We start from the raw sequence: 17,592 nt of genomic DNA on the forward strand, positions 1-17,592 counted from the left end.
GTCAAGCGCCCGCTCGCACGCTGCCGAAATCGGTGAAGGCGTCGATGACGCCATCGGCATCGACATCGCGCACCGGCTCCCCGTGGTTGTAGCCATAGGTCACCAGCACGACGGGGCAACCGGCCGCGCGCGCGGCGCGCGCATCGTTGCTGGAGTCACCGAGCATCAGCGTGCGGGCTGGTGACGTTCCGAGGTATTCGCAAGTCTTCACCAACGGCATTGGATCGGGCTTTTTGCGCTCGAACGCATCGCCACCGAACACCACCTCGAAGAAGCCGTCGAGTCCTTTTGCCGCCAGCAGCGGACGCGCGAAATCGGTCGGTTTGTTGGTGATGCAGGCCAGGCGCAACCCGCGGGACCGAAACAGTTCCAGGCCCTCGCGCACGCCCGGAAAAACGGCTGACTGCTGCCCGTTGACGAGGCGGTAGTGATACTGGTAAGACGTCCAGGCCCGATCGAAGAGCGACGCTGTTCGCGCGGCTACGGTTGGCGCGAGCACATGGTCGAGTACCGAACTGATCAGGTGTTCGGAACCCTTGCCGACCATCGGCTCGACGGTCTCGGCGGTGATGCCGGGCAGGCCGAGTTCGTTCAGCATGAGGCCGAGAGCGGCCACGAAATCGCCCAGCGTGTCGACCATCGTTCCGTCGAGGTCGATGATCGTGGCGTCGTAGCGAGACAGGTCGAAGACAAGTGATTTCACGACGCCGATTTTATTTGCGCTCGGCGTCGACCCTGGCGGCTGTTACCGCTTGGCTGCGCGCAGCGCGGCGCGCAAGGCCAGATAGCCTGCCACCCACGCGGCGGCAGTGTCGGTTTCCGGCTCGCCGATCCGCCTCGGCTTGAAGCTGAATCCATCCTCCAACGAGCCGTCTTCCTCGAGCAACATCCAGTGGAATTCCCCTGGCTCTAGCTCCTTGACAGCGAGAGCCAACGATGTGGCGGCGTTCATATGTGCTTCCCGTGTTTACGTGAAGTCGACAGTTTCTGGCTGAGAAGTTGCATCTCATAGGAAGCTGTGCACAGAATCCGGCCTCAATTTCGGGCCAGCTGCATCATTCGTCCAACAGTGTCGAATGTTTCTCATTGTTCGATAACGAACATACCTAATGTGCTTCGAGTGAGCTGCCTGCAGCTATTTGCGCCGTAACTGCAGGGGCACATCCGGCGCAGTCGGTACGTGTTCTTCCAGGTCGTCGACGATCCAGTTCGGCACTGAAGAAACCCCTTGGGCAACCACCTCGCTGTATTGCTGATCTCCCGACACAAAACACATCGCACATCCACCGAGGTCAACGACGTCACCGTCGGCCAGAGTCTGCGTCACCACGCGCTGGCCATTGACGAAAGTGCCGTTACGGCTGTTGGTATCACGGATGGTCACGAAGGCTGCATCGACAGTGATCACCGCATGTCGACGGCTCGCAGCGATGTCGTAGAGCACGATGTCGTTATGCAGGCTTCGGCCGAGGGTGGTTTCCGGGGCGGTCAACTCGACCGATTCAAGGTCGCCACCGGATCTCGTCAGTATCAGTTTGGGCATGGTGTCCAACGCCGGGTTGGCAACCGAAAAGTCCGCCGCGACCTGCGAGCTTCATGATAACCACGCGGCCCGCACCGGCGCAGCAGCTTGCGCGATCAGTGTCCTGCGCGGGAGCGGTGTAGCGCCTCGGAGCGCGACTCGATCACCGCGTAGTCAGCGACCGCAGCCAGCAGCAAATCCGCGTCGACACGGTGCTTTCTTGCACTCGCACGCACGTCGTCTGCCAGTGCGGTCGACGGATCTCCTTGCGCGCTGCCGAGCCGCGTCGTCGCCGCCGAGAAGGTCTCGGCGAGATCGCGAATTTGCTGCGTATACCGGGCGGCATAGCCTTCCAGCAGCTGCTCGATGCTGGAATCCTGCACTGCACTCCCGGTGACAGCGGATTTTTCAGATTTGTCGAACGTCATGCGACGCACTCTACGGTCAATCCAAAGGCGCTCGTGTCAGCCAACGCCACGAACTTCAAGGCGCAGCGCACTCGAAACTTGCAGCGCGCCTGGGGTCACCCTGCCCTCGGTATTTGACCAGTGTCGGCCAACGGCACATCGGCCGCGCCAGGGTTTCGGCAAACGGTGCCACGGCCTGCAGGTCGACTTGCACCAGATCTTGCGGCGCGTGTGCGCGCTCGACCCAGTCGGTCAGCGTCTGCAGCATGTCGACGCTCACGGGCGCCCCGGTGCCGACATGGTCGGCGCCGGGCGTGGTGTAGAGCCGCACAAAGGAATCTGCGCGCTCTTGACCCATGCGCGCCACCACCGAGCGGTAGTAGTCGATTCCCGCATACGGGTTTTGCGCGTAGTCGGCCAAGTGCTCGCTGATCACCAGCTTGCCGCCGCGTGCGCGAAAAGCCGACAGATCCGGATCTGTCGAGTCCATCAGTGCAGAAACTTCGCGCACGCGGGGTGCGAAATCCTCGGGCCGGAATCGGCTCGGATCGAACGCCGGATCACGCGCGTAGAAATATTGAATTGCGCCACTGCCATAGAGCCAGGCACGGCTGCTGGTCGGCCCGACCGGCAACGACTGTCGCGCGGTACCGGTCTGCCAGCTGACATAGCCACCCACCGGCCCGGTGCCAGAAGCAGCCTCGCCGCCCCATCCCCAACCCGGGTAGCTGCGAATGCCGTTGGCCAGCGGAAAGCTGAATTCATACGGTGCATGCAGCGTTCGCACCGCCTGAACCTGCGCATCGCTCAGGCAGTCGGTCGTGGCTGAACCCGTGCAGCGCAATGTCGCAGGATCGAACAGCTTGCCGCACCCCATCGGGTTGCCGACGATGCCATCGACCAACCCGTCGAGCGCATCGCAACGGGCCAGCACCGCGCTCGCCAGCAGCTTGACGAGCGGCGGCGGCAGCCAGCCGTCGCCGGTTTGCGTGGCGCCCATGCGCGTGCCGGCCGCCTGCAGGCCGGCCCAGTTGATGACCGGCACGCGGCTGAAGATGCCGTCGAAATCCTGCGGATAGCGCTGGGCCAGCGTCAGCCCTTCGCGGCCGCCCTCGGAGCTGCCCATGAAGTAGAGCTTGGCCGGAGCTTGCCCGTAGCGGCGCTTCATCAGATCCACCGAAACGTCGCGCACTTTCTTGTACGACGCGTGCGCGAAATTGACGAGCGCCTCGTCGTTGAGCGCGAAGGCCTGGAGCGCGACACCGGGCGCGTTCTGGTGGCCCGAGTCGGTACCGACGGTGACGAATCCGCGCGCCAGCGGCGACGGCTGATCGATGCGCGCGGAAGGTGGCAGCCCGACCGCGTTGATCAACACGCCGTTGAAACCACCTCCGCCGTACTGCAAAGAGCGGCCGTTCCACTGGCTCGGCAGATTCACCTGAAAGCGGATCGGCGGCGCCGCCGGATCGACAGACTGCACGGCACCCAGGACCCTGCAGTACTGCGGCGTGGCAGGCACCACCACCACTTCGGGTGGTGGCGGAACAAAGGGCAATGGATTCGTCAATGAGAGTTCGCTGGCTGACACCAGCGTGGCCGATTCGATCACCGCGCCCGAGCTCGGCAGGCCGATGGCCGCGGCTGGAATCGGCTGCATCATTGCAGCGCACGCAGCCGCCGGATCGGCCACGGCGCGGACCGAGCCGGTGCCTGCGCAGCCGGCCAGCAGCGCGACGGTGAGGGCTGCCAGCGCAGCCAGCGGCGCAGTGCCGGCACGCGCCCACGCGGTCGTCGATTGCTTCATATGTCTCCTGTTGTTTTTTGAAATCGGGTGCCAGTATGAAGCAGCGCGATGTGTCACGTCGGGCCGCATTCCGCCATGTGCGAGCCGCTTGTTGCAACGAAAATAGACGCCATGCAAATGCCTCCGTCGACCCCTTTCCAGATCCGGCAATTCGATGTCTTCGTGTTTCGCGCGCCGGCCGACCCGCCGGTGCAGACCTCGTTCGGAATCATGCGCGACCGCCCTGCCGTTCTGGTGCGCCTGACCGATGCCGACGGTCATGTCGGCTGGGGCGAGATCTGGTGCAACTTCCCCACCGTGGGCGCAGAGCATCGCGCGCGGATGGCGTTGGCTTACTGCAAGCCGGTGGTCATGGCGCACGCCTGGACGCACCCGCGCGAGGGCTTCGAAGAACTCACGCGCCGCTTCGCCGTGCTGGCGATTCAGACTGGCGAATACGGTCCGTTGCATCAGATCGTCGCCGGCGTCGACACGGCGATGTGGGACCTCTTTGCGCGCCGCGCCGGCAAGCCGCTCTGGCAACTGCTGGGAGATACCGATGGCGCAGAAGACGGTGCGCATGCCCCACCGATCCAGGTCTACGCCTCCGGCATCAACCCGACCGAGCCCGACCGACTGGCGCTGCAAAAACGTGACGAAGGCTATCGTGCGTTCAAGCTCAAGGTCGGCTTCGGCGCCGAGCGCGACCTCGCCAATCTGCGCCTGTTGCGCGACGCACTGGGCAACGAAGCGACGCTGATGGTCGATGCCAACCAGGCCTGGGATTTCGACGAGGCGCGCCTTGCCGGCCAGCGCATGGCGGGCTTCGATCTGCTATGGATGGAAGAGCCGATGCGTGCCGACCAACCGGCACCACGCTGGACCGAGCTCGCGCAGACGCAACCGCTGACCCTGGCCGGCGGCGAGAACCTCACCGGCCTGTCGCAGTTCCGCGAGTTCATCGCGGTGAAAGGGCTGTCGATCATCCAGCCCGACCTCGGCAAATGGGGTGGCATTACCGCGTGCCTCGACGTCGCCCTCGAAACGGTGGCCGCCGGCAAGTGGTACTGCCCGCACTGGCTGGGTGGCGGCATCGGCCTCGCCGCGTCGATGCATCTGAAAACCGCTGTCGGCGGTCCGGGCTATGTCGAAGTCGACGCCAATCCGAACCCGCTGCGCGAACTGACTGCGCTGCCGAACTTCGTCGTGCGCGACGGCGCCGTCACGCTGTCCAACGCACCCGGCCTGGGCGTCGTGCCCGACCTGGAGGCATGCCACCAGTACCTGATCGAGATCTCGCTGACCGGTGTCTGAGACACCGGTCGCTCCTCAGTAAATGGCTGGCTCCGGCGTCGGCCCGTTGCCCGACAGGCTTTCGAAGTCGCAACCCAGATGCGCCTGCGTGACCTCGCGCTGGAACATGCGCGTGTAGCCGCGTGTGAATGGCTGCACCGGCGCGACCCAGGCCCGGCGCCGTTCGGCCAGTTCTTCATCAGACACCAGCATGTCGAGCCGGCGTTCGCCGATGTCGAAGCAGATCATGTCGCCGGTTTTCAGCAGCGCGAGCGGCCCGCCGATCGCCGATTCTGGCGACACATGCAGGATGCAGGTGCCGTAGTGGGTGCCGCTCATGCGCGCATCGGAGATGCGCAGCATGTCGCGCACGCCCTGGCGCAACAGCTTCTTAGGGATCGGCAAGTTGCCCCACTCGGGCATGCCGGGTCCACCGACCGGGCCACCGTTGCGCAGCACCAGCACGGTCGATTCGTCGACGTCCAGTGCTTCGTCGGCCATCGCCGCGAGCATCTCGGCGTTCGACTCGAAAACAAGCGCGCGGCCGGTGTGGCGCAGCAATTTCGGCGTGGCGGCGGCCGGCTTGATGACGGCACCGTCCGGGCACAGGTTGCCGCGCAGCACGGCCAGCGCCATGCCGGCTTCGGGACAGTCGGTATCGCCCTTCTTCAGCGGCGTCTCTGGGTCGAGGATGGTGCCGTCGTCGGTCGACGGCCAGTTGGCGATGTTGTCACCCAAGGTGCAGCCAGTGACGGTCATGGCCGACAGGTCGAGGTGCCTGGCGATCTTGTTCAGCACCGCCGGCAAGCCGCCGGCGAAGTGAAAGTCCTCCATCAGCTTGTCGCCCGAGGGGTAGAGGTTGGCGATGACCGGCACCTTGCGCGCGATTTCATCCAGGTCGTCTATGGTGATTTCGATGCCGGCGCGCCCGGCCATCGCCGGAAGGTGCACGGCCGCATTGGTCGAGCCACCCAACGCCATGTAAGCCGCGATGGCATTCAGGAACGATGCTTTGCTCACGATGCGCGAAGGCTTCAGGTCTTCCCACACCATGCCGACGATGCGCTCGCCGCAGCGCCACGCCATGCGGCTGTGCTCTGCATCGACGGCGGGAATGCTCATGGCGCCCGGCAGCGAAAGCCCCAGCGCCTCGGCGATGGCGGTCATGGTGCTGGCCGTTCCCATGGTGTTGCAGGTGCCGGTGGTGCGCGTCATGCGCGCTTCGAGCCCGACCCATTCGGCCTTGTCGATGTTGCCGATGGTGTACTCGGCCCAGAACTTCTTGGTGTGCGTGCCGGCGCCGACCGCCTGGCCCTTGTAGCGGTCGTTCAGCATCGGGCCGGCGGGCATGAAGATGGCCGGGATGTCCATCGACAGCGCGCCCATGATGAGCCCGGGCGTCGTCTTGTCGCAGCCGCCCATCAGCACCGCGCCGTCGATCGGCAGGCTGCGCAGCAGCTCCTCGCACTCGATCGACAACAGGTTGCGGTAGAGCATGGTGGTCGGCTTGACCATCACTTCGCCGAGGCTCAACGCCGGCAGTTCGAGCGGGTACCCGCCGGCCTGCAGCACGCCGCGCTTGACCGTCTCGGCCCGCTCGCGGAAGTGCGCATGACAGGGCGAAAGGTCGCTCCATGTGTTGATGACCCCGATCACCGGCCTGCCCATGAACGCTTCACGCGCCAGCCCTTGCGCCTGCATGCGCTGACGATGCGCGAAGCCGCGAATGTCGTCGCTGGCGAACCAGCGCTGGCTGCGCAGCTCTTCGATGGATCGGGTCGGCTTGGCGGTGTGGGTCACCGAAACATCAACGGACATACGAGGAAGACGCTTTCATTCAGTAGGTGGCGGGCGCTTTGGCCGCCGCATTCACGGGCGCGCCGGGCACCGACGCCGACTTGAAGCGCGCAGCCACGTCGTCGGCAGCCTTGCGCAGCAGCACCTGGTCGGTGGCGACCGCAACGAACAGCGCACCGAGGTTCAGGCACTCGCGGGCGCGCGGCTCGTCGATCATCAAAATGCCCGGCGCCTTGCCGCACGCCAGGATGCGGCGGATGGCGTCGTCGATGGCGGCACGTACCGTCGGGTGATTGACCTGGCCGGCCACGCCCATGCTGGCGGACAGGTCACCGGGGCCGATGAACACGCCATCGACACCGTCCACGTTGGCGATGTCTTCGAGTTGCTCCAGCGCTTCCGCCGTTTCAACCTGCACCAGCACGCACAGCTCGCGCTCGGCCTCTTTCACATAGCCGGTGTCGCGACCGAAGCGCGAGGCGCGCATGCTGCCGCCCATGCCGCGGATGCCGCCCGGCGGATAGCGCGTGGCCGCGACGGCAGCTTCAGCCTCCGCTCGGTTCTGCACGAAGGGCAGCAGCAGCGTTTGCGCACCGATGTCGAGGTACTGCTTGATGAGCACCGGATCGTTCCACGGCGGCCGCACCACGGCCGACGTCGGCTTGTCTTTTTCAGCCTGCACCGCTTGCAGCTGTTGAAGCATGAGCACCGGATCGCTCGGCGCGTGTTCGGTGTCCAGCAGGATCCAGTCGAAGCCGGCACCGGCCAGCAACTCGGAGATGTAGGGATACGGCAGCGTCGACCAGATGCCGATTTGCGGCTGCTTGGCGGCGAGTGCGTGTTTGAAGAGGTTGATGGCGGGCATAAGCACTTTCGGTTCGGTTCGAGTGGATCGGGTGGCGTTCAGTCGATCTGCACGTTGCCGGCTTTGATGACCTCGCCCATGGTGGCGTAGTCGGCCTTGATGCGTGCTTCGAATTCCTGCGGCGTCGACGACAGCACGTCGAAGCCCTGATCTTCCATCGACTTGCGGAACGCCGGTTCCTTGAGGACTTCGCGCATCTCCTTGTTCAGCCGATCGACGATCGGCGCTGGCGTGCCGCTGCGCACGAGCATGCCGCTCCAGGCGAGCTGCACCACGCCGGGCGCACCGGCCTCGGCCATCGTCGGCACGTTAGGCAACGACCTGGAACGATGCGTGTCGGCGACCGCGAGCACCCGCACCTTGCCGGCCTTCTCGAAGGCGAGCACCGCCGAAAGGTTGTGAAACATCATCGGGATTTGCCCGGCGATGACATCGTTGAGCGCGGCCGGACCGCCCTTGTAAGGGACGTGGATCAGCGACGTGCCGGTCCTGGATTCGAACTGCAGCCCGGTCAGGTGCATGGTGTTGCCGTTGCCGGCCGAGCCGAAGGTCAGCGTGCCCGGCTTGGCCTTGGCGTCGCCGACCACGTCGGCCACCGTTTTGTAGGGCGTGGCGGCACCGACGATCAGCACATTGGGCGTCTGGTTGGTCAGCGTGACCGGCTGAAAATCCTTGAACGAATCGAAACCCGGCGTCTTGTACAGATGCGGGTTGACTGCCATCGTGCTGACCGAGCCGAAGAAGATCGTGTAGCCATCGGCCGACTGTTGCCGCGCCACATAAGCAGCCGCGATGTTGCCGTTGGCGCCGGGTTTGTTCTCGATGACGATCGGCTGATTCAGGCGCTTGGCCAGTGCCTGCGCGAACGGCCGCGCGAACTGATCCGCTGCGCCACCGGCCGGCTGCGGCACGACCATCATGATCGGCTTCTGCGGATAGTCGGCGGCGGACTGCGCATGGGCGGGGGCGGCGCACAGCGCCAGGGTGGCGGCGAGAACCGGCAAGGCCCGTCGCGTCATCTTGAACTTGGGCACGTATCTCTTCGGCATCTCGATCTCTTCGTTAGATCACTTGGGCAAGGCGTGATGGTCGCCGCGCCAGAACGCGATCTGGTGTGCCACTTGGTGCTCGACCATCGGGCGCCCGCCGAGCACGCGCAGCCCGCGTGCTGTGGCGGCGGTCATCAGTTCGGTGTCGCGCGCGGCAATGATGTCGAACAGCGCGGCATCGGCCGGCAGCAGCGCCGCATCGAAGGGCATCGGATCGTCGTCGTGCAGGCCCATCGGCGTGGCGTTCACGGCCAGCCCGGCGTGGGCCAGGGCTTCGCGGCGATGGCCGATGACGAGGTCGGGAAATTTCCGCTGCAGCGCGTGTCGCAGGGCTGCGGCGCGGTTGGCGTCGGTGTCCAGCACGTCGATCTCTCGCACACCGGCTGCGGCCAGCGCGAAAGCGATCGCGGTGCCGGCGCCGCCCGAGCCTGCGATCACCACCGGCCTACCCGTATCGAGCAGCCCGTTCGCGCGTGCGGCGCCGAGAAAGCCGATGCCATCGGAGTTGGCGCCGGCCCAGTGGCCATCGGCTTCGAGTCGCAGCGTGTTCGCCATGCCGGTGTCACGCGCCTCGGCCGTGGCCCGGCTGCACAGTGCGAAAGCCGCCGCCTTGTGCGGAATGGTGAGGTTGACGCCTTGCAGGTTGGTCACGCGCGCCAGCTGCGCCAGCGTCGCGCTCAGGTCGGCCGGCAAGACGCCCATCGGCACCATGTGCCAGTCGAGCCCGGCGGCGGCGAACGCGGGGTTGTAGGTGCGCGGCGCGCGCACATGGTCGACCGGATGGGCAAGGATAGGGACGATGCGCGTTGCGCCGGTAAGGGGTGGGTGGGACACGCTCAACCCTTCACCGCGCCGGCCGTCAAACCGCTGACCAGATAGCGCCGCACCAGCATCGAGAACACCAGCACCGGCGCCATCACCAAGGAGCCGCCGGCGGCGATCTTGCCCCACTCCCAGCCTTCGTAATTCATGAAGTTGACCACTGCCACCGGCGCCGTGCGCGCATCCGTGCGGGTCAGGATGAGCGCGAAGAAGAAGTCATTCCAGGCGTACAAAAAACACAGGATGGAAGTGGCTGCGATGCCCGCCGTCGCCATCGGCATGACGATCTCGAAGAACACCGTCGGAAAGCCGGCGCCGTCCATCAATGCCGCCTCTTCGAGCGATTCCGGCACCGCGTCGAAGAAGGGTTGCATCATCCATATGACCAGCGGCAGGTTGAAGGTCATGTAGATCAGGATGAGGCCGGTGCGCGTGTCGAGCAGGCCGAGCCAGCGGTACGCCAGAAAGAACGGAATGGTGAAGGCGATGGGCGGCGCCATGCGCGTCAGCAAAATGCCGAGCCCCAGGCCGAAGCGCCCTCTTCCGGTCCAGCGCGACAGCGCATACGCCGCCGGAATACCGAGAAGCAGCGCGAGCACCGTCGACACGACGCTGGTGATCAGGCTGTTGACGAACGACTCCGGAAAGCCCGCTTGCCAGAGCCCGACGTAGTGCTCCAGCGTCGGCGTGAAGAACATGCGGGGCGGAAATTCGAGGATGAGCGGTGTCGGCTTGAACGACATCTGCAACAGCCACAGGAAAGGCAACAGCATCGCCAGCAGGATGATCGGCACGGCCCAGCGCGCCAGCGGCCAGCGGCGGCGCAAAGCCAGCACGCGTTGCGATGTCATGAGTCGATTCCCCGGTTGCGGCTGACCCGCATCGCGGCCCAGCTGATGAGCACCGTGGCCACCAGCAGCACCACGGTGATGGCGCTCGAATAGCCCAGCTCGCCGAAGTTGAAAGCCACCAGGTAAGCGTAGTAGTTGGTCACCTCGGTCACCGAACCGGGCCCGCCGCCGGTCAGCAGGAAGATGAGCGGAAAGGCCTTGATGCTGTCGATCAGCCGGAACAGCGTGCACACCAGCAGCACCGGCGCGATGTACGGCAGCACGATGTGGCCGAACACGCGCCAAACATCGGCACCGTCCATGCGCGCGGCCTCGACATATTCGGCGGGCAGCGTCTGCAGTGACGCCAGCACCATCAGGAAGGTGAACGGCGCCCACTCCCAGGTGTCGGCGATGACGATTGCCCACAGCGCGAAGTCGACATGCGTCGTCATCGCCGGCAGCGCGATGCCGAGCATCCGCGCGGCCTGGTAGATCGGACTGATGTCGGGCGTGTAGATCAGCTTCCAGATCACCGCCACGACGATGGGCGGCAGCACCATCGGGATCACGAACAGGTGCCGCAACGACTTCCAGCGGTCTTGTCCCGAGTGCACCAGAAGCGCCAGCCCGGTGCCGAGCAGCACCTGCAGCACCACCGTGTAGACCGAAAGCCGCGCCTGCACCCAGAGCGAGCCGACGAAGCGCTCGTCGCTGCCGAGCAGCTTGTAGTTGCGCAGCGGCTCGGTGAAGTCGGTGAGCGAACCGGGGTTGACCAGCGCCCCCGGCGTCAGGCTGGTGACCAGCAGAAACAACGTCGGCAAGCCCGCCACCAGCAGCAGAAACAGCAGGCTCGGCGCGATGGCCATCCGCACGAAACTGCGGCGTTGACGTTCGTAGGATGCAGCGGCCATCGGCGGTGCGGGCTCAGACTTTCGCGCCAGCGCGGCGCAGGCTGCCGAGTGCGGCCTCTTGCGCCGACTTCATCGACTCGGCTGGAGGCATCTGGCCCGACACCACGCGCTCGACCGCCTTGTTCACCACGTCGCCGATCAGCGGAAATTCTTTCACCGTGCGGTAGGCCATGTAGTTGTGCGTCTTGCTCGGCATGTCGAGCACTTCGAGGTAGAGCTTGCCGATGTCCTGGCCGTTGACCGTATTGATGCGCTTGTACTCGGCGCTCTCGATCACCGAGCGGCGGCAGATCGACGGATGGCCGGTGTCCTTCACGATGCGTGCGGTCAGCTCGGGGCTGAGCGTCCACTTGATGAACTCCCAGGCGGCTTCCTTGTTCTTGGCGTTCTTCGGAATGCCCAGGCCCTGGCTGTTCGCTGCGGGAAAGTCGCCCTTCGGCCCGGCCGGCATGCGCATCACGCGGGCCGTGTCCTTCACTTTGCTGTCGGGCGAGGTGAGCATCGCGGTGACCCACGAACTGGAGTGGATGAAGATGTTGGAACGGCCGCTGATGAGTGCGGCGCGGGCCTGGTCTTCGGTGTAGCCGAGCACGCCTTGCGGCCCGTATTTCGACAACAGCGTCGTGTAGAAAGCGGTGGCCTCGATGGACGCCGGCGTGTCGAGTGCCGGCTTGATGTCGGTGGGCGGGTTGACGAACAGATCACCGCCGTAGCCCTGGATGTAGGGTGGCAAAAACCAGTGATGCAGATTCGAGCTGACGAAGCCGGTGACCGGCCCGCTGCCGCCGTCCTGCCCATTGACCGCGTCGCACACCTTCATGAGTTCGTCGAAAGTGCGCGGTGCTTCCACGCCGCGCTTTTTCATGAGGTCGGTGCGGCTGATTCCCATCAACATGGCGCCGCCTTCCCATGAATAGCCGAAGGTCTTGCCGGCCTTGTCGAGGTACGGCAATTGCGCACCCTTGACGAAGTCGTCCGGGTTCCAGCTGGCCGGCGTGAGCTTGCGGTCGTTGCAGAAATCGTCGAGGTTGGCGAGCAGCCCGGCCGCCACCCAGCGCGCTGCCAGGATGAAGGTGACGTTGCAGAAATCCCAGGCGCTGCCGCCCGACGACAGCTCCAGGTCGGCCTGCTGGTTGTAGACCGGAAAGGCCGACAACTGCAGGTCGACCGTCATGCCGGTCTGCGCCTCGAACTCGGGAATGTATTTGCGCAGGATGTTGAAGAAGCCGTGCTGGTAAGCAGCGCCGCGCAGCTTCACGCCAGCGAAGGGCTTGGCCTGCGCGAGGGCCGGAAATGCCAGCGTGCTGCCGGCACTCACCGCCACGGTGGCGGCGGCGGCCTTGATCAGGCGGCGACGCTGGGCGTCGATTCGAAGCGGTTCGTTGGTGCGCATGGTGTGTCTCCTGGAGGCTCTGCCGGGGATGGACCGCAGGCAGGTTCGACATGCTCCTTGCCTTTGGCAGCCAGGAATATGACAGACAATTTAAATTCGTACCGTCGTGGAAAACCCGGAGATCATACGCAATTCGCCTCGTATAACCTCCATCAGCCAAATTATTATGTCTGACCAGAATATCTCCTCCATGACTTCGGCCAGCCCCGCTGCGCGGCGTGGGCCGCTGGCCGTCACCGAGGCGCTGGCGCGGCGAGTGATGGGCGGCGAGTGGGGGGACGGCACCTCGCTGCCGACCGAAGTCGAGTTGGCCGAACAGTTGGGCGTGGCCCGCACCTCGGTGCGCGAAGCCTTGAGCCGGCTCAAGGCCAAGGGCCTGCTGGTGTCGCGGCAAAAGGCCGGCACCCGCGTGCTGCCGCGCATGCAATGGAACATGCTGGACGAAGACGTGTTGCGCTGGGCCTGGTCGGGCAACGACCGCGTGCAGATGGCGCAACACCTGATGCAGTTGCGGCGCATCGTCGAGCCGGCCGCGTGCGAACTCGCGGCCACCTCGGCGCCCGATGCCGCCATTGCCGCCATCGAGCGTGCCTACCGTGCGATGGATGCTGCGGGCATGGACCCGGTCGCCTATGCGGGGCCCGACCTGGAGTTCCATCACGCCATCCTGAGCGCCACCGGTAACCCGTTTTTAGTGGCCTTCGGTGCCACCATCGAGGCCGCGCTGCGCACCTCGTTCGAGCTGTCGACGCGGCAACCCGGTGCGCCGCGCAAGAGCCTGCCGCTGCACCGCGCAGTGCTCGACCAGATCTGGGCGCGCAAGCCAGCCGAGGCGCGCAAGGCGATGGAGGAACTGCTCGGACTGACCGAATCCAACATCCAGCGCGGGGTCGCGCAGGCGGCCAATACGCCCACGGGCTGACACCTTTTTCAACGCAACGCAGCAAAGAAATTCATGGCCGAGATCCAACTCAAATCCATCAGCAAGCGCTTCGGCGACGTCGAGGTGATTCCTGACATCGACCTCACCATGCCCGACGGCCAGGTGACCGTGCTGCTCGGTCCGTCGGGCTGTGGCAAATCGACCTTGTTGCGCATGATCGCCGGCCTTGAAACGCCGAGCGGCGGCGAGGTGCGCATCGCCGGCCGATTGATGAACGACGTGCCGCCCTCCGACCGCGGCTGTGCGCTGGTGTTCCAGAACTACGCGCTGTACCCGCACAAGACCGTACGGCAGAACCTGGCCTTCCCGCTGCGCATGGCCAAGGCGTCGGCCGCCGAACAGCAGCGTAGCGTCGACGAGATCGCCGGCACGCTCGAACTCACGCCTCTGCTCGACCGCTTTCCGCGCCAGCTCTCGGGCGGCCAGCGGCAGCGTGTGGCCATGGGCCGCGCGATGATCCGCCGGCCCGAGGTTTTTCTGTACGACGAGCCGCTGTCGAACCTCGACCTCGAGCTGCGAGTGCGGCTGCGCCTCGAGATCGCGCGCATGCAGCGCACGTTGAAAGCGACCGCGGTGTACGTGACGCACGACCAGACCGAAGCCATGACGCTGGCCGACCAGATCGTGGTGTTGCGCAAGGGTCGCATCGAGCAGGTCGGCTCGCCGCTGACGCTGTACCGGTCGCCTGCCAACCTGTTCGTCGCCGGCTTCATCGGCACGCCGCGCATCAACCTCTTCAAGGTCCAGCGCTGCGAGCCGGATGCGCGCGGCACCTTCTTGAGGCTGGGCGACGCGACGCAGCAGGTGCCGCTTCATGTCCCGCTTCGGCTGCACGGCGAAGCCGCCACGATCGGCTTCAGGGCCGAGCAGGCCCGCATCGGCGAACCGGCGCCCGGCGAGGTCGTGCTGGAACTGCGCGACTGCGAAACGCTGGCCGTCGAGCAGCTCGGCGATCGCGCCTTCTGCTACCTGCGCTCGGCCCTCGGCGAGCTCGTGTTGCTCGCACCGACCGCCAACCCGCAGCTCAGCGGCACGCTGCGCCTGTCGATTGCGCCCGAGTCATTGCACTTTTTCAGCGCCGACGAGCGCGCGGTGCAAAGCGAGGCGATTCGCGCCGTCGCCTGAGTTCGCCGACTTCGAGGCACTACGTCGGCACGAAGGTCCCGTGCAGGCCCAATGGCAGCGCGTACGGCAAGGTGGCTTGCGCAACCGGTCCATCGGTCAAGGCGTCGGCGGCAAAACAGGAGAGCACCGTCTTTTTCTGCGCATAGTCGAACACGGTGCCCAGCACCCAACCCGGGCCTCGACCGTCCGGCACGAACAGGTGTTCCTCGACCACCGATTCCTTTCCATAGCTGAAGACCTGGGACGATCCCGACTCGACGTTGGTGTTGGCGATCGCACTCAACATCGGCAGGCCGACAAGCGGATTCGTCGCATGAATCACGTGGCCATGTCGCAGTCCGACCGAGCGTGGATCGATGCGCGGAAACTCGGCTTCTGCTGCCAGGTCGACCTGCGTCGCCTTGCCGCTTCCAAGGTCGAGGCTGGCGACTGCGAGCGTCGGGCTCGCAGCGCGTACCAGCTGGCCGCGCATGACGTCGCGCGTGCTTACGAAGAGGGTCGACGCATCGGCGGAGCGCGCATAGTCGACATGGACCACGGTGCCGCTTGCGGTCTCTTCTTCCCAGGCATTTCCGAGGTGAAACAGAAAGCCGACTGGCAGCATGAATGTCTGCTGCCGCTTCCAGTCTTTCTTGTCGATGACCAGCGCGCGCATGCCGAGTTCGGGCCGCCACACATGCGAGTCGAGAACGCTGGCGCCGGCCATCCTTCGCCTGACGTCGTACACCAGCGGCGGCAGCAAAAAGACGAGGTGCCTGGCGGTCACTGCGAAGTCGTGAATCATCGGCAGGTCGGCGAGCGGCAGCGCATCGGCACGTCGCAGCACGCCGTCGGGCGCGATCTCGTAAAGCAGCAACAGGCCGCTGTTCGAGCTCACGCCGAAGTTCCAGACCGTCCCGTCGGGCTCGACCCTCGGATGGGCGGAGAACGGGACGCCCGCAAGATCGGCGCGCCAGGTCTTGATGCCGCGCGTCTCCAATGTTTGCGGATCGAGGCGCGTGGCCGAGCCGCCTTCCCAAAGCGCCAGCAGTTCGCCGCCCACGTGCAGCATGCTGATGTTGGCGACGTTCATGCTGTCGGGAGAGGTCACTTCGTCGGTGCCCTTGAACACGGTGCCGAAGCCCTCCGTCAGCCGCCGCCCGGCGCGCATTTCAGCCGCGCGCTTGGCGGTCGCCACATAGCGGCCCTGGTGGTGAACCTCGCTGCCGGCGATCACGAAACGATGCGCCATGCCGTCGCCGTCGAACCAGTGGTGGTAGCGCTCACCGCCCAGGTCATGGCCGGCCGGGCCGATGCGATAGAGCGTGCCGGCGACGGCATCGGGGAAACGCCCGCGCACCCTGGCGGCAGTCAGCGGCAGGTCGCCCCTCGGCGTAGCGAAGGCCGACTTCCAGGGCATGGTCGAGGCATCGAACTGCGCCTGCCAGGCGTCCGGCGCGTCGAGCGTGTCGGCGTGGGCCGACATCGACGGAATGAGCTGCAAAAGCGGCGACACACTGCCTGCGGCAAGCAGGCGACGCAGAAGTTCACGGCGGTCCATGGCCTGGCTCCTCGCTCAGTGCAGGCGGAAGGCGATGGTGCTGTCGGCATCCACCTTGACCGCAGCCGCGTCGAACGACGGCGGACCCATGCGCCCCTTGGCATCGTTCGAATACCCGTAACGCTCGGTCGGGAATCCCACCAGATTCGTGTCGAGCTTTTCATTGCCGTTCTCGTCGGCGAAAGACTTGACCACATAGCGCCCCGCTGCCAGACCGGCAAAAGCGAACTGCGCTGTGCCGTCCCGCATTGGAACCTTCTGCGATACCAGCGGCTTGTCGGCGGCAAAGGCTTCGGCCGAGTCGAACAGCGCCACGAAGAGCGTGGCCGGAACCGTCGGTCCATCGGTGACCGTGACTTTGAGGTCGGCTGCACTGGCGGCGAACGGGAGCAGCAATGCAAAGACGGTCGCACTCAGCGGTCGGAAAAAATTCATGTCGAAGCCCCTTGGGAAGTGGAACTCCGACCATCGCGCGAAGTGTTCTCGACGGCCATCGGAATGCGACAAGATGCTGCCGGCTGGCGCGAAGCGTTCGGAGGCTTCGCGGTGAATGCCGACGGCGTCTTGCACCGGCCGATCCGGGAAGCTGAACAAGACGACTTCCACTTCGGCCTCGAGCCGCAGCGTGGGCCACGACGGCACCACGAAAGTATCAGCTCGCGCGTTACAACACCCGTGCCCGTGCCGATTGCATGAACGCCGTATCGGTCGTGGTCACGCCGACGATCTTGGCAAGCTGCCGGCTGACGGTGACATACGCGTGGCCGATGCGACCTTCGAAATACAGCGAATCGCCACGGGCCAGGTGCACCACCTCACCATCCTCGAAGTGCACGTCGATCGCACCCGAAAGCACATAGGCGAACTCTTCGCCGGCATGCCGTGCGAAATCTTCCGGGCCGTTCAGGGTGCGCGAATGGACTGTCCCGACCACCGGGCTCATCTGCTTGCCGGCCGCTGTGGTGCCGAGAAACTCATACGCGAAAGACAGGCCGCGGTACACCACGCCCTTGCCAGCGCGCGTGACCACCGGCCCGTCGAGCAAGGCCGGCTCGACACCGTCGCTGGCGAACATGGCGTTCATGTCCATCCGCAGTGCGCGCCCGAGTGCCGCGAAGTTTTCGTAGCCGAGGGCGAGCTGCCCACGCTCGGCACGCGAGATGGTCGTGATCGACACGCCCGACAGCGCCGACAGTTGCGACAGGGTCCAGCCAAACGCTTTGCGAGCCGTGCGCAAACGCTTGCCGAAGGTCTCGCGGTCGAGCGTGGTGGGCTCGACCGCGGGGGCGCTGCGTGGATGTGCTTTCAA

18 protein-coding genes are annotated in these 17,592 nt (G+C 65.4%); 3 read left to right on the forward strand and 15 right to left on the reverse strand.

Features of this window, described 5'->3' with window-relative positions; translation table 11 throughout:
• Position 1 precedes the first annotated feature (1 nt).
• The 5 genes from gph to QN397_RS09645 form a co-directional block, all read right to left on the reverse strand.
• A complete protein-coding gene (gene gph, locus QN397_RS09625) occupies positions 2-703 on the reverse strand; it encodes a phosphoglycolate phosphatase (protein WP_323497912.1) in 702 nt (233 codons plus the stop codon).
• A 42-nt stretch (positions 704-745) separates the two neighbouring features.
• Complete coding sequence (locus QN397_RS09630) at positions 746-952, reverse strand: hypothetical protein (protein ID WP_323497913.1); 207 nt, start codon at positions 950-952, stop codon at positions 746-748.
• 183 nt (positions 953-1,135) lie between these two features.
• Positions 1,136-1,543 carry an FHA domain-containing protein gene (locus QN397_RS09635; protein ID WP_323500784.1) on the reverse strand — a complete coding sequence of 136 codons (408 nt, stop codon included), beginning with the start codon at positions 1,541-1,543 and terminating at the stop codon, positions 1,136-1,138.
• Between the two features lie 95 nt (positions 1,544-1,638).
• Positions 1,639-1,950 carry a hypothetical protein gene (locus QN397_RS09640; RefSeq protein ID WP_323497914.1) on the reverse strand — a complete coding sequence of 104 codons (312 nt, stop codon included), beginning with the start codon at positions 1,948-1,950 and terminating at the stop codon, positions 1,639-1,641.
• A 55-nt stretch (positions 1,951-2,005) separates the two neighbouring features.
• Positions 2,006-3,733 (reverse strand): tannase/feruloyl esterase family alpha/beta hydrolase, encoded by a 1,728-nt coding sequence (locus QN397_RS09645; RefSeq protein WP_323500785.1) that lies wholly within the window; start codon positions 3,731-3,733, stop codon positions 2,006-2,008.
• 111 nt (positions 3,734-3,844) lie between these two features.
• On the opposite strand from QN397_RS09645, the gene QN397_RS09650 reads away from it, so the two are divergent.
• Positions 3,845-5,026, forward strand: a complete 1,182-nt coding sequence (locus QN397_RS09650) for a mandelate racemase/muconate lactonizing enzyme family protein (RefSeq protein ID WP_323497916.1) — start codon at positions 3,845-3,847, stop codon at positions 5,024-5,026.
• A 15-nt stretch (positions 5,027-5,041) separates the two neighbouring features.
• Here QN397_RS09650 and araD read toward each other — a convergent pair whose 3' ends face one another.
• Genes araD through QN397_RS09685 form a run of 7 tightly spaced genes read right to left on the reverse strand, consistent with a single transcriptional unit; the run spans position 5,042 to position 12,675 of the window.
• Entirely contained in the window at positions 5,042-6,823 is a 1,782-nt protein-coding gene (gene araD / locus QN397_RS09655; protein ID WP_323497917.1) for an L-arabinonate dehydratase, read from the reverse strand.
• A 19-nt stretch (positions 6,824-6,842) separates the two neighbouring features.
• Positions 6,843-7,667 carry an aldolase/citrate lyase family protein gene (locus tag QN397_RS09660; RefSeq protein ID WP_323497918.1) on the reverse strand — a complete coding sequence of 275 codons (825 nt, stop codon included), beginning with the start codon at positions 7,665-7,667 and terminating at the stop codon, positions 6,843-6,845.
• Positions 7,668-7,705: 38 nt separating this feature from the next.
• A complete protein-coding gene (locus tag QN397_RS09665) occupies positions 7,706-8,716 on the reverse strand; it encodes a tripartite tricarboxylate transporter substrate binding protein (protein WP_323497919.1) in 1,011 nt (336 codons plus the stop codon).
• Positions 8,717-8,734: 18 nt separating this feature from the next.
• The gene (locus QN397_RS09670) at positions 8,735-9,550 is read right to left on the reverse strand and encodes a shikimate dehydrogenase (RefSeq protein ID WP_323497920.1); all 816 of its coding nucleotides are present in this window, start codon (positions 9,548-9,550) and stop codon (positions 8,735-8,737) included.
• A 2-nt stretch (positions 9,551-9,552) separates the two neighbouring features.
• Positions 9,553-10,389 carry a carbohydrate ABC transporter permease gene (locus QN397_RS09675; RefSeq protein ID WP_323497921.1) on the reverse strand — a complete coding sequence of 279 codons (837 nt, stop codon included), beginning with the start codon at positions 10,387-10,389 and terminating at the stop codon, positions 9,553-9,555.
• Positions 10,386-11,282: a carbohydrate ABC transporter permease gene (locus tag QN397_RS09680; RefSeq protein ID WP_187052915.1), complete on the reverse strand. Its 897-nt coding sequence runs from the start codon at positions 11,280-11,282 to the stop codon at positions 10,386-10,388. The genes QN397_RS09675 and QN397_RS09680 overlap by 4 nt, the downstream gene beginning before the upstream one ends.
• Before the next feature lie 13 nt (positions 11,283-11,295).
• On the reverse strand, positions 11,296-12,675 hold the full coding sequence (locus QN397_RS09685; RefSeq protein WP_323497922.1) for an ABC transporter substrate-binding protein: 1,380 nt from the start codon (positions 12,673-12,675) through the stop codon (positions 11,296-11,298).
• A 190-nt stretch (positions 12,676-12,865) separates the two neighbouring features.
• On the opposite strand from QN397_RS09685, the gene QN397_RS09690 reads away from it, so the two are divergent.
• Positions 12,866-13,597: a FadR/GntR family transcriptional regulator gene (locus QN397_RS09690; RefSeq protein WP_323497923.1), complete on the forward strand. Its 732-nt coding sequence runs from the start codon at positions 12,866-12,868 to the stop codon at positions 13,595-13,597.
• A gap of 33 nt (positions 13,598-13,630) precedes the next feature.
• Positions 13,631-14,743, forward strand: a complete 1,113-nt coding sequence (locus tag QN397_RS09695; protein WP_323497925.1) for an ABC transporter ATP-binding protein — start codon at positions 13,631-13,633, stop codon at positions 14,741-14,743.
• A gap of 19 nt (positions 14,744-14,762) precedes the next feature.
• Here QN397_RS09695 and QN397_RS09700 read toward each other — a convergent pair whose 3' ends face one another.
• The 3 genes from QN397_RS09700 to QN397_RS09710 are packed head-to-tail and all read right to left on the reverse strand — an operon-like array spanning position 14,763 to position 17,592.
• Positions 14,763-16,283, reverse strand: coding sequence for a carotenoid oxygenase family protein (locus tag QN397_RS09700; RefSeq protein ID WP_323497926.1), 1,521 nt, complete (start codon positions 16,281-16,283; stop codon positions 14,763-14,765).
• Positions 16,284-16,298: 15 nt separating this feature from the next.
• Positions 16,299-16,925 carry a DUF2141 domain-containing protein gene (locus tag QN397_RS09705; RefSeq protein WP_323497927.1) on the reverse strand — a complete coding sequence of 209 codons (627 nt, stop codon included), beginning with the start codon at positions 16,923-16,925 and terminating at the stop codon, positions 16,299-16,301.
• A gap of 22 nt (positions 16,926-16,947) precedes the next feature.
• Complete coding sequence (locus tag QN397_RS09710; RefSeq protein ID WP_323497928.1) at positions 16,948-17,592, reverse strand: XRE family transcriptional regulator; 645 nt, start codon at positions 17,590-17,592, stop codon at positions 16,948-16,950.

This window comes from Variovorax sp. RTB1 (assembly GCF_035018765.1).
Taxonomy (GTDB): Bacteria; Pseudomonadota; Gammaproteobacteria; order Burkholderiales; family Burkholderiaceae_C; genus Variovorax.

Bases quoted from the DNA above. Each gene is read 5' to 3' on its own strand.
- QN397_RS09630 (WP_323497913.1), bottom strand. From the start codon at position 952: ATGAACGCCGCCACATCGTTGGCTCTCGCTGTCAAGGAGCTAGAGCCA.
- QN397_RS09635 (WP_323500784.1), bottom strand. From the start codon at position 1,543: ATGCCCAAACTGATACTGACGAGATCCGGTGGCGACCTTGAATCGGTC.
- QN397_RS09640 (WP_323497914.1), bottom strand. From the start codon at position 1,950: ATGACGTTCGACAAATCTGAAAAATCCGCTGTCACCGGGAGTGCAGTG.
- QN397_RS09645 (WP_323500785.1), bottom strand. From the start codon at position 3,733: ATGAAGCAATCGACGACCGCGTGGGCGCGTGCCGGCACTGCGCCGCTG.
- QN397_RS09650 (WP_323497916.1), top strand. From the start codon at position 3,845: ATGCAAATGCCTCCGTCGACCCCTTTCCAGATCCGGCAATTCGATGTC.
- araD (WP_323497917.1), bottom strand. From the start codon at position 6,823: ATGTCCGTTGATGTTTCGGTGACCCACACCGCCAAGCCGACCCGATCC.
- QN397_RS09660 (WP_323497918.1), bottom strand. From the start codon at position 7,667: ATGCCCGCCATCAACCTCTTCAAACACGCACTCGCCGCCAAGCAGCCG.
- QN397_RS09665 (WP_323497919.1), bottom strand. From the start codon at position 8,716: ATGCCGAAGAGATACGTGCCCAAGTTCAAGATGACGCGACGGGCCTTG.
- QN397_RS09675 (WP_323497921.1), bottom strand. From the start codon at position 10,389: ATGACATCGCAACGCGTGCTGGCTTTGCGCCGCCGCTGGCCGCTGGCG.
- QN397_RS09680 (WP_187052915.1), bottom strand. From the start codon at position 11,282: ATGGCCGCTGCATCCTACGAACGTCAACGCCGCAGTTTCGTGCGGATG.
- QN397_RS09685 (WP_323497922.1), bottom strand. From the start codon at position 12,675: ATGCGCACCAACGAACCGCTTCGAATCGACGCCCAGCGTCGCCGCCTG.
- QN397_RS09690 (WP_323497923.1), top strand. From the start codon at position 12,866: ATGACTTCGGCCAGCCCCGCTGCGCGGCGTGGGCCGCTGGCCGTCACC.
- QN397_RS09695 (WP_323497925.1), top strand. From the start codon at position 13,631: ATGGCCGAGATCCAACTCAAATCCATCAGCAAGCGCTTCGGCGACGTC.
- QN397_RS09700 (WP_323497926.1), bottom strand. From the start codon at position 16,283: ATGGACCGCCGTGAACTTCTGCGTCGCCTGCTTGCCGCAGGCAGTGTG.